Annotated in this window: 9 protein-coding genes; all 9 read right to left on the bottom strand. The window is 66.1% G+C overall.

Features of this window, described 5'->3' with window-relative positions:
* Positions 1-2,066: DNA-directed RNA polymerase subunit beta (locus ACH438_RS38510; RefSeq protein WP_397014674.1), on the bottom strand; the 2,066-nt coding region annotated here is incomplete at its 3' end.
* Positions 2,067-2,593: 527 nt separating this feature from the next.
* A complete protein-coding gene (locus tag ACH438_RS38505) occupies positions 2,594-3,328 on the bottom strand; it encodes a hypothetical protein (protein ID WP_397014672.1) in 735 nt (244 codons plus the stop codon).
* A gap of 13 nt (positions 3,329-3,341) precedes the next feature.
* Positions 3,342-4,283, bottom strand: coding sequence for a hypothetical protein (locus ACH438_RS38500; RefSeq protein WP_397014670.1), 942 nt, complete (start codon positions 4,281-4,283; stop codon positions 3,342-3,344).
* A 111-nt stretch (positions 4,284-4,394) separates the two neighbouring features.
* Complete coding sequence (locus tag ACH438_RS38495; protein WP_397014668.1) at positions 4,395-5,657, bottom strand: MCE family protein; 1,263 nt, start codon at positions 5,655-5,657, stop codon at positions 4,395-4,397.
* A complete protein-coding gene (locus tag ACH438_RS38490; protein WP_397014666.1) occupies positions 5,654-6,883 on the bottom strand; it encodes an MCE family protein in 1,230 nt (409 codons plus the stop codon). Before ACH438_RS38490 ends, ACH438_RS38495 begins: the two co-directional genes overlap by 4 nt.
* On the bottom strand, positions 6,880-8,157 hold the full coding sequence (locus tag ACH438_RS38485) for an MCE family protein (RefSeq protein ID WP_397014664.1): 1,278 nt from the start codon (positions 8,155-8,157) through the stop codon (positions 6,880-6,882). The genes ACH438_RS38490 and ACH438_RS38485 overlap by 4 nt, the downstream gene beginning before the upstream one ends.
* 3 nt (positions 8,158-8,160) lie before the next feature.
* Positions 8,161-9,168 carry an MCE family protein gene (locus ACH438_RS38480; RefSeq protein WP_397014662.1) on the bottom strand — a complete coding sequence of 336 codons (1,008 nt, stop codon included), beginning with the start codon at positions 9,166-9,168 and terminating at the stop codon, positions 8,161-8,163.
* A complete protein-coding gene (locus ACH438_RS38475) occupies positions 9,168-10,247 on the bottom strand; it encodes an MCE family protein (protein WP_397014707.1) in 1,080 nt (359 codons plus the stop codon). The genes ACH438_RS38480 and ACH438_RS38475 overlap by 1 nt, the downstream gene beginning before the upstream one ends.
* A gap of 8 nt (positions 10,248-10,255) precedes the next feature.
* A complete protein-coding gene (locus tag ACH438_RS38470; protein WP_397014660.1) occupies positions 10,256-11,608 on the bottom strand; it encodes an MCE family protein in 1,353 nt (450 codons plus the stop codon).
* Between the last annotated feature and the right edge of the window lie 20 nt (positions 11,609-11,628).

The following is an 11,628-nucleotide window of genomic DNA, read 5'->3' as shown; positions in this document are numbered from 1 at the left end:
TCGGCCAGCACATGACCGGCCTCCACCCGCGTGCCCTCGTCCACGATCGGACGCTGGTTGGCACACGTGCCCTGGTTCGAACGCTCGAACTTGCGCATGCGGTACGAGCGGCGGGTGCCGTCGTCGTGCATGACGGTGATGAAGTCGGCCGAAACCTCTTCCACCACACCGGGCTTCTGGTTCACGACCACGTCGCCGGCGTCGACCGCGGCACGCAGTTCCATACCGGTGCCGACCAGCGGCGACTCGGAACGGATCAGCGGCACGGCCTGACGCTGCATGTTCGCGCCCATGAGGGCACGGTTGGCGTCGTCGTGCTCGAGGAACGGGATCATGGCGGTCGCGACCGACACCATCTGGCGCGGCGAGACATCCATGAAGGTCACCTCGGACGGGGCGACGTACTCCATCTCCTCGTTGCCGCGGCGCGCGAGCACCTTGTCCTCGAGGAAGTTGCCCTCGAGGTCGACGGGCGAGTTGGCCTGGGCGCGGACCTCGCGGTCCTCCTCGTCGGCGGTGAGGTACTTGACCTCATCGGTGACGCGGCCGTTCTCGACCCGGCGGTACGGGGTCTCGATGAAACCGAACGGGTTGACCCGCGCGTACACCGACAGCGAACCGATCAGGCCGATGTTCGGGCCTTCCGGGGTCTCGATCGGGCACATGCGGCCGTAGTGCGACGGGTGGACGTCACGGACTTCCAGGCCGGCGCGCTCACGGGACAGACCACCCGGGCCCAGCGCCGACAGGCGGCGCTTGTGGGTCAGGCCCGAGAGCGGGTTGTTCTGGTCCATGAACTGCGACAGCTGCGAGGTACCGAAGAACTCCTTGATCGCCGCCACGACGGGACGGATGTTGATCAGGGTCTGCGGCGTGATCGCCTCGACGTCCTGGGTGGTCATGCGCTCACGCACGACGCGTTCCATACGGGACAGGCCGACGCGGATCTGGTTCTGGATCAGCTCGCCAACCGTCCGCAGACGACGGTTGCCGAAGTGGTCGATGTCGTCGACCTCGACCGGAACCTCGGCGCCGCCGGGCGCCGTCATCAGCTTGTCGCCCTGGTGCAGGCGCACCAGGTACTCGATGGTGGTGACGATGTCGTCCTTGGTCAGCACCGAACCCGTGACCGGCTTGTCCAGGTTCAGGCCCAGCTTCTTGTTGACCTTGTAGCGGCCGACGCGAGCCAGGTCGTAGCGCTTCTCCTTGAAGAACAGGTTCTCCAGCAGGGTCTGCGCGGACTCCTTGGTCGGCGGCTCGCCCGGACGCAGCTTGCGGTAGATGTCGAGCAGCGCCTCGTCCTGCCCCGGGGTGCTGTCCTTCTCCAGGGTGGACATCATGATCTCGGAGAAACCGAAACGCTCGGTGATCTCCTCGGCGGTGAGGCCCAGCGCCTTCAGCAGCACGGTGACCGGCTGGCGGCGCTTGCGGTCGATACGCACGCCGACGGTGTCGCGCTTGTCGACGTCGAACTCGAGCCAGGCACCACGCGAGGGGATGACGCGCACGGAGTGCAGCGTCTTCTCGGTGGACTTGTCGATGCTGTCGTCGAAGTAGACACCCGGCGAACGGACCAGCTGCGACACGACGACGCGCTCGGTGCCGTTGATGATGAAGGTGCCCTTGTCGGTCATCATCGGGAAATCACCCATGAAGACCGTCTGAGACTTGATCTCACCGGTGTTGTTGTTGATGAACTCCGCGGTGACGAACAACGGCGCCGCGTAGGTCATGTCCTTGTCCTTGCACTCTTCGATGGAGGCTTTGTGCTCCTCGAAGCGCGGGTCGGAGAAGGACAGGGACATCGAACCCGAGAAATCCTCGATCGGCGAAAGCTCTTCGAGCACCTCCTCGAGCCCACCCACCGGGTTGACGTCACCGCGCGCAGTGGCACGCACACGCCAGTCCGGTGAACCGATCAGCCAGTTGAAAGAGTCGGTTTGTAGATCGAGAAGACCCGGTACCTCGAGAGGCTCACGAATCTTCGCGAAAGACACCCGCTTAGGGGCTCCGGGGATACCGGCCTTGGTCTGGGTGGAGACTGCCAAGATGCGTCCTTCCAGCACCTCACGCGCGTCGCGTGGTGGTCCGCGACCGTCGCTTGTCTGCTACGAATTCCGCTGGTTACAACCCGAACGAAACCCGAACAGCAAACAGCGGAAGTAACACCGGAAGGTGGAACTTTCGACGATGCGATCAAGGTATGGACAGGAGGCAGCCAGCGCAACGTCCAAAACTACACCCAAACCTACGGGGGTGTCAAAGTACCACCCGTGGCGATCCGCGGCGGGCAACCGCGCCCCGGTGTGTCCACTGTGTGACCCACAGTGTGCTGCGGTGCCGCTCACAAGTCGCTGCCGACGGGATCCCGGCGTTCGCTGGCTGCGTTCCATGGGAGCCGCATCGGCGTCTGACCCCTGTGACAGCCGCCGCTGTTGTGAATAGCGTGACGGGTCGGACGAAAACCGTCAAGTGGCGGCCCGAGTTGACAAACGCCGAGATCGCCTGTCCCGCTACAAGATCACCTTGCGACGTCGCGGAATGGGGCGAGTGCGCCGACCAGCGGCGACACGCACGGCACGATCTGACGGCATTATTTGTCAGTGATCGCGGAAGTCAGCCAGTGACCGTTGACCTTCTGCAGCCGGACCACGATGGGCCCGGACGCCAGCGGCTCCGGCTTACCGTTCTGCACGGCGGCGACATTGAGGTTGACCAGCAGTTCCGCGTGGTCATCGGTGAGAAGGGTCACGCCGACCGGGTCGGTGGTGACCTTCGTGTCCGTTTGGGCCTGTTTGACCGCGTCGTACGTGGTGTCGATGTACTTGTCGAAGTCCTGCCGCATGGAATCGGTGAGCACGCCGGCGACGGCGGCCTTCCACTTGTCCTTGTCGAGATCCTTGGCCGAATAGCCGTAGAGCGTCGACAGGGCATTGTCGGCGGCGGCCTTCACCTCTTCGGTGGACTTGTTGTCCACGTACGCCTTGTTGCCGTCGTCCACGCCGGGACGCAGGTAGCCCACGATGGCGAGGGCGGCGAGCAGGACGGTGGCGATGCCACAGCCGACCGCGACGCCCCAGGTGCGCCAGAAACCGCCCGGTCCGGCCGATTTCGGTTTCGACTGGGCAGCAGGATATTTCGGCGCCGCAGGACCGCGCTGGGCGGTCTTGCCGGGGCGCGAGCCGGCGGTCCGGGCGCCCGCGGGCGAAGTGCCGCGGGCGGTTTCGCCGCCGCGCACGTCGGCGGCGGTGGTGCGGGATGCCGAACCGCGCTGGGCGGCCGGACGGCGTTGCGGGGTGACGCGATTGACGGGTCGTTTGCTGGCCATGGGTCACTCCCTCCTAGTTGCCCGGCTGCGGGTTGTTCGCGGTGGTTTGCGGGGCGGCCGGTTGTGGCGCGCCGCTCGGTTGTGGCGCATCGCCGGGTTGCGGCGCGGCGTTCTGCTGCGGCGCACCGCTGCCCAGCGGCACCGGCTCACCGAGGTTCTGCGCCTTCTCCGCCTTCCAGGTGCTGCCCTGCTTCACCATGTCGAGAGTCCACAGCTGGCGGAACGAGGCGGGCTGACCGCCGGGCCAGGTGCGGGTGATCTTCAGGACCGCGAAGGCGGAGGCGTGGTCGCGTTCGCTGTTGAGCGAGGTGACGGTGATGCCCTCCACCGAGGCGACGATCCGGGTCTTGGAGTCGGCGGCGGTCTGCTTCAGCTGATCCTGGCCCTGCTCCTGCTGTTTCAGCAGATCACCGGTCATGGAAGAGCGAATGTTGGCGAGCGAACCGTCGATATCGTCCGGATTGAACGACATCAGGTTGATCGCGGCCTGCCGGGCATCGGTCAGGACGTGTTCGCGGGCGTCGGCGCGCGGCTTGTCCTTCATGAGGCCGCCGAAGATCCAGGTGCCGCCGAGCCAGCCGGCGAAGATCAGTGCCACTACGAGCAGCACGACCGAGGTGAGGGTCACGGCCTTGGGTAGGTCGAAGCCGGAGGGCTCGGGATCGGAATCCGCTGCGGGCGAGAGGGATTCGGCCTCGACGGCCGGAGTCTCGGTAGGTGCGGCGGGGATTTTTACGGCCTCATCGTCGGCGCTCGCGGGGGCGGCGGCCTCCGCGTCGGCGGGTTCCGCTACCACGGCCGGGGAGTCGGCGGAAGATTCGGGAATTTCGGTGGCCGCGGGGGCGGCCTGCGGGGAGTCAGCTGGGGCGGCCGACTCGGGGGTGGGCTCGGGGACCGATGGGTCGGTCGGCTCGGCCTGGTTTGCCCCCTGGTCGCTGTCCTTTTGCTGGCTCACGCCGCCACCATACTTTCCTCTCTGCACGACGCCACCACGGTGTCGTACATCACAATGCTTTCCCGCGGCGCAACGGGATGCGCGCCGCGGGCGTCGTCGCCACCGTAGTGGTCAGTGCTTGGGTGTCACGCCCATGAGCGTGGCCAGCTGGGTGGCGACCGGGTTCAGGTTGAGCTTGTCCGGATCGGTCTTGGGCTTGTCGTCCCAGGGCTGGGTGACGCTGGGATCGGCCAGCTCGGCCCGGGCGCCGCCGCGGACGTCGGTGTCGCTGCCCTGTGGGGCAGTGCATTTGGCGTCCGTGTTGAACGGGAAGTCGTCGCGCGAGTCGTCGAAGTTCGGGTTCTGTGCCTTCTGCTGCGCGATGATCGCCTGTGTGCCTTCGTATCCGACGGTGCAGGCGGGCGGGTTGTTGGTCTCCAGCACCAGGCCGAAGTGGGTGGTGCCGTCACCGGGTGCGGTGGAGGTGCCGCCGAGCGGGAGCAGCGGCAGCATGGAGAGCACCGGGCCGAGGGCGTAGAACTTCGGCGAGATGGCGGCCAGCAGGACGCGCAGGTTGGTCAGGTCCTTGGTGAGGGCCGGGCCGCTCTCCTGCAGCAGGTGCTGGATGGCGCTGCCGGCGGTGGTGCCGGTGCCGATGAGCCGGCGGATATCCGGATCGTTCGACTTGAGCTGCGCGGTCAGCTGATCCAGGCCGTCGCTGAACTGCCGGATGGCGCTGGACTGGTCGGCCTGGGTGCCGAGCGCGGTCTGCGCGCGGCGGATCAGGTCGATGGTCTGCGGCAGCGAGTCGATGCCGGTGGCGGTGAACTTGTTGAGCGAGTCCACCAGCACCTTCAGGTCGTCGCCCTTGCCGTCGAAGGCCTTGCCGAGTTCGGTGATGGTGGTGCTGAGCGCGGCCAGGTCGGTGGTGGACGCGAAGCTGTCCACGCTGGACAGCAGGGTCTCCACCGGAATCGGCAGCGCCGCACCGACGATCACCGAGCCGTCGCGCAGGTAGGGCGAGCCGTTGGCGATGGGCTGCAGGTCCACGTACTGCTCACCGATGGCGGAGCGGTCCGCGACAACGGCTTTCGCGTTGGCGGGGACCTTCGGTGCGCCGGAGTCCATTTCGAGGTCGATGACGACACCGTCGGGCGTGATGTCGGTGCTGCCGACCCGGCCGACGGGGACGCCGCGGTAGGTGACCTCGGCGCCCTTGGACAGGTTGCCGGTGTTGGCCGCCTGCTTGTCGGTGTTGTTTATCTCCAATTTGACGTGGTACAGCCCGATTCCGAGCATATTGTCCAACCGCACGTACTTGGCGCCGACGAAGACGACGCCGAGCACCGCGATGACCACGAACGCGATCAGCTGGTTACGTACCAGACGGCTCATTTGGGACCACCCACTCCCAGCTGCTGCAGGATCGATCCCAGCGGATCGGTCGGACCGGGCTGCCCGGTGGGCCGCACCACGGTCGGCGGCAGCGGCAGCAGGGAGACGGTCGGCCAGCCGGGGCGGGGGCCGTTGCCGTTGTAGTACGGGTTGGCCGGATCCACGTTCACGGTCCGGCCCTGCGGCGGGATGTACTGCGGATCCTGTTTGCCCACACCGAGATTCGACAGCAGGGTGCCGATCTGCAGGTCCACCGACAGCCAGGTGTTGACCTGACCGCCGAACGCCGACTTGATCGCCTCGTCGGGGAACGGGTAGGTGGGGATGAGCGGGAAGGCGTCGACCAGATCGTTGGAGCCCTTGCCCAGTTCCTGCAGCGTGGGCCGCAGGGCGTTGAGGTCGGTGATCAGGTTGTCCTTGGAGTGGTCGAGCACGTCGAAACCGGCCTGGCCCACCCGATCCAGCTGGGCGAGCAGCTGGATCAGCTGCGGCCGTTGCTCGTTGAGGATCTTGATGCCGGCGGGCAGTTCGTCGAGCACCTTGGTGATCTGGTCGGTCTGCGTCGCCACCCTGGTGCTGAGCTTGTCGAGGCCGTCCAGGGCGCGGGTGATGTCGTCGACCTGCTGGTCGAGGCCGTGGATCAGGGTGTTGGCCTGCTGCAACAGATCCCGGGTCTTGGACTCGCGGCCGTCGAGGGCCTTGTTGAGTTCGGACACGATGGGCTGCAGTTCGGCGACGCCGCCGCCGTTGAGCAGCAGCGACAGGGCGCCGAGCACCTGCTCCACCTCGGTGGAGGTGGTGGTGTTCTGCACCGGGATCTTCGAATTGTCCTTCAGCCGTGCGGCATCGGCGCCGTTGGCGGGCGCGGACAGGTCGATGTACTTCTCACCCAGCAGGTTGGTCTGCTTGACCGCGGCGAGCGCGTTGTCGGGCAGGTTGACGCTCGGGTTCACCAGCACCCGGACGCTGGCCTCCCAGGCGTTGTCGGGGGCGATCTCGATCTTGTCCACCCGGCCGACGGCGACGCCGTCCACCTTCACCGCGGACTGCGGCACCAGGTCGAGGACGTCCTTGAACCGGATGTCGAGGTGCATCGGGTGATCGCCGACATTCGCGCCGCCGGGCAGCGGAATGCTGTACGCGCCGTTGCCGCAGCCGGCCGCGATCACGGTGACCGCGCCCAGCGTGGCAGCGATCGCCGCGGTGCGGATCGTCTTGACGCTCATCGCTGTCCACCCTCCTGCTGCGACGGCGGCTGCTGGTCGGACGGGTTGCCGGGGACGGTGCCCGGGGCCACGTTACGCTGCTCGTTGTCACCGCTGAGGATGCCGAAGGGCAGCACCAGGGTCGGCGTCTTCACACCCGCGGCGAGCTGATCGGTGATCATCTTGCAGCTGTCCAGGATCGGCTTCATTTGGCGGCCGATGGCGTCGAACTTGGGGTCGCCGGGTCGCAGCTTGCCCAGGTCGATCAGCTCGCAGATGGTGCCGAACGGGTTCTGCAGATCGGTGAAGTTGGGCCGCATGTCGAGCGTGCCGGTCTCACCGTTGTGGACGTTGATCAGGTTGCTGAGCGCAGTCGGGATGAGCGGCAGCGCCTTCGCCAGATCGTCGCGCTGATCGGCGAGGGTCTGGGTCAGCTTGGTCAGCGCCTCCGCGTTGGACTGCACCAGCGATCGGTTGTTGTCGATGAACCGGGCCACGTCGCCGAGCGCGACGGACAGCAGGTTCAGCGCCTCACCGAGGGTCTGGCGTTCGTCGGCGAGGAAGCCCGCCAGCGAGGCCAGCTGCGTGTTGAAGGTCCGCACCTGGTCGTCGTTGTCGGCCAGCATCTGCACGAACACCTGCAGGTTCTTCACCGTGTCGAAGATGTCGTTGCGCGAATCCGACAGCGCCTTGGCCGCGATGGACAACTGCGTGAAGCTGTTGCCGAGCGCGTCGCCGTTGCCGGCCAGGTTCGCGGCGCCGGTGCGCGCCAGCTCGTTCAGCGCGCCTTCGTTGTTGGGACCGCCGGGCTTGTTGGCGCCGTTGGGGCCCAGTGCGTCCGAGAGTTGGGTGATGGACTTGTACAGGCGGTCCACCTCGACCGGGGTCGCGGTGCGGTCCTTCGGGATGGTGGCATTGCGCCCCATCTTCGGGCCGCCCTTGTAGGCGGGCGCCAGCTGGATGTAGCGGTCGGACACCACCGACGGCGTGATCTGGGCGGCCTTGGCGTCGGCGGGGATGTCGTATTTGCGGTCCACCTTCATGACGACCTTCACCAGGTCGCCCTGCGGGGTCACCGAATCCACGTGTCCCACCGGCACACCCAGGATGCGCACATCGGATCCGGAGTAGATGCCGATGGACTTGTCGAAGTAGGCGGTGATGGTGGTGGTGTTGTATCGCACGAAACCCCACCAGCCCAGGCCCGCGGCCACGAGAGCCAGGATCACCGCGGCGGCGATGATCTTGCTCTTGCGACTGGTCGCCCTGAGGGCGTTCAGCGGATTGCTCGCCACGAGTTAACCTCCCAACTTCCGGATCGGCGGACGGTCGCCCGGAATATCGGGCAGGGCAGGCGGAATCAGGTTGGTGATCACCGCGTCGAACCAGCGGCCGTTGCCGAGCACATTGGAGTACAACCCGTAGAAGGGCGCCGCCAAGGTAAGCGTCTTGGAGATGTCGGCCTGATGGTTGTTCAGGATGTCGATGGTCTTGTTCAGATTGGTCAGCGCCGGGCCGATCTGTTCTTCGTTGTCCTTGACCAGCGCGGACAGCTGCGCCGCAACGGCTTTCGCCCCGGACAGCAGCTGTGCGATGGACTGCTGGCGCACGTTCAGCTCCGCCAGCAGCTGCCCGCCGTTGGAGATGAGCCGCTGGAATTCCTGATTCCGGTCGGCCAGCACCTGCGTGGTCTTCTTGGTGGCGGCGAACAGCTTCACCAGCTGATCGTCACGCTTGGCCAGCGACTCCGAGAGGCGGCTCACGCCGTCGATGGAGCTGCGCAGTTCCGGCGGGGTCGCCGAGAAGGCGTCCGACAGCACCCGCATGGACTGCGCGAGCTGATCGGTATTGGTCTCCTCGATGTCCTTGGCGGCATCGCTGAACGCGTCCACCACGTCGTAGGGAGACACGGTGCGCGACAACGGGATCCGCTTGCCGGGATCCGCGACCTTCGAACCCTTCGGGTCCAGGGCCAGGTACTTCTGGCCGAGCAGCGTCTTGATCTGGATCGACGCGGTGGTCTGATCCCCGATCCAGGCGTCCTGGGTGCGGAAGGACACCAGCACCTTGTCGCCGTCCAGGCCGACGTCGGAGACGGTGCCGACCTTCACGCCCGCGATGCGCACCTCATTGCCCGATTTCAGGCCGGCGGCCTCGGAGAATTCGGCGGTGTACTTGGTGCCGGCGGCCAGGATCGGCAGCTTGTCCAGACTGAAAGCGGACATGGTCACGAGCAGTACCATGACCAGTCCCAGGCCACCCATGAACGCGGGGCTGCGCTTACCGAGCACGATGCGATCGTCCATCAGCGGCCACTACCCTTCCCGTGACAGCGCGGCGCCGGATTCGTGTAGATCGGCTGATTGACGGTCGGCAGGTTCGCGATGGCGGGCGGCAGATTCAGTTGCGGTGCGTCCTTCTGACCCGGTCCGGCGACGATGTCGATGCCGCACAGATAGAACTGGAACCAGGAACCGTACGAGGCCGCGCGACCCAGCTTGTCCATCTTGATGGGCAGGTTGGTGAGGGCCTGGTCGACGTCGTCCTTGCGGTTGTCGAGGGTCCCGGTGAGCTGGTTCAGGCCCGCGATGGCGCCCTGCAGGTTCGGGACGGTCGGCACCAGCAGGTCGGCGGTGGCCGAGGCCAGGTTGCCGAGCGAGGTGACGGCCGAGCCGATGGTGCCGCGGTCGTTGTTCAGACCGGTGACCAGCGCCTCGGTGTTCACGACCAGCTGATCCAGCTGTCCGTCATGGGCATTGACCGCGTCCAGGACCGCATTCAGGTTCTTGATGACCGCGCCGATCACCGCGTCCTTGTCTGCGATCTTGTTGGTCAGGGAGGCGGTATTGGAGACCAGATCCGCGATGGTGCCCGATTCACCCTGGAAGACCTGGATGATCTCGGAGGACAGCTTGTTCACGTCATCCGGTGTGAGCGTCACGAACAGTGGCCGGAAACCGTTGAACAGTTCGGTCAGGTTCAGCGCGGGCTTGGTCCGCTCCAGCGGGATGGTCGAGCCCTTGCCGAGCTTGCGGCCCTGCTCGCCGGCGCCCTGTTCCAGCGCGATGTAGCGCTGGCCTATCAGGTTCCGGTACTTGATGGTCGCGGTGGTGGTGGCGGGCAGCCAATCCCGGTCGGTCAGTTCGAATTGCACCTCGGCCAGGCGCTTGTCCTTGATCGAGATATCGGTGACCTTGCCGACCCGGACACCCGCGATGCGGATCTCGTCGCCCTTGTTCAGCGACGTCACATCGGTGAAGTCGGCCTTGAACTTCGTGCCGCCACCGCTGTAGTTCGCGATGGTCAGCGCCAGCATGCCGGTGGCGAAGATCGTCACCAGGATGAAGATGAACAGCTTGGTCAGCGTGCCGCCGAGGCCGCGCAGCAGATCCTTCACTTGACGGTCACCTCGCTGCCGCGGAAGGCCGGCGCACCGATCTTGGTCACCCAGTTCGGCACCTGATCCGGCGAAACACCCTGTGCCGCACCGTAGATGGTACCCAGCGTGCGCTGCTCCGACGGCGAGCCGATGGTGGTCGCCGGGACCGGGCCCATGACCATCAACTGCGGCGCCTGCTGAATACCGACCGCCTGATCACCCGGGTTGCGGGTAGGCGGCTGGTAGGAGCCGTCATTCGCGGAACCGTTCGTGTACTGACCCGGATCCGTACCCAGCGGGTAGTTCGGGATACAGGCCGGCGGACGATTGTCGAACCAGCGCGGCTCGTCCTGATTCGGCAGGTAGCGGCCGCGCGGATTCACGATGGAGATGCTCACCCGGGAACCCGGCAGATCCGTGCCCTTACCGAAGATGTCGTCGATGCGCGGCTTGAGTTCCGCGAAATCCTTGAGCGCGCAGGTGTATCCGGGCGAGTACTTGGCCAGCGCCTCCAGCGCGGGCCGCGAATCCGCGGCCACGTCGATGATGTTGTCGCGGTTGGCCAGCAGGAAGTCCGCGGTGGTCGAGGCGCTCGGGGTCAGGGTCGCCAGCAGCGTGTCGACCTGCGAACGCTTCTGCACGACGGTCGCATTCGTGGTGCGGAAGTTGTCCAGCGCGTCCACCAGCTGCGGCAGCGCGTCCGAGTAGGTGTCGGCCACGTCGGCGAGGCTCTTCAGATCCTGCTGCAGTGTCGGCATCACCGTGTTCACCTGCGTGAAGATCTCGTCCAGTCGATCGATGGTCTTCCCCAGTTCCGCGCCCTGCCCCTGCAGCGCATTGGACAGCGCGCCCAGGGTGGAGGACAGGTACTGCGGCGGAAGTGCCTGCAGCAGCGGCAGAATGTGGTCCAGCAGCTGGCTCACCTCGATGGCATTGCCACTGCTGTCCTGATGCAGGGTGTCCCCCGCCTTCAGCTCACCCTGCGGCTGTTCGGGCCACACCAGATCGACGTAGCGCTCACCGAACAGGGTCTTGGGCAGCAGGCGCGCGGTCACGTTCGCCGGGATGCGGTCGGCCTTGTCGGGATCGATGGCCAGGTGCAGGGTGACGTTCTTGCCGTCGTAATCGCTGGACCGGACCTCGCCGACCAGCACGCCGCGCACCTTCACGTCCGCGTCGCGGGTCAGGGCGTTGCCGACCGTGTCGGTGATCAGGTTGACCTTCACCACCGGCGTGAACTGCTTGTTGTAGATGGCGATGGTCGTCCACAGGAACGCCACCACCACCACGAAGAACAGCACGCCCAGGGTGCGGCTGCGCAGTTTCTCGGTCGAACGCCAGAACTGCACGCGATCCGGGTTGCTCATGCTGTCTCCATCCGGGATGA

It is taken from the genome of Nocardia sp. NPDC020380, from assembly GCF_044386975.1.
Classification (GTDB): Bacteria; Actinomycetota; Actinomycetes; order Mycobacteriales; family Mycobacteriaceae; genus Nocardia.
The sequence above is the reverse complement of the archived record's forward strand: the minus strand, read 5'-3'. Positions and strand labels throughout refer to the sequence as shown.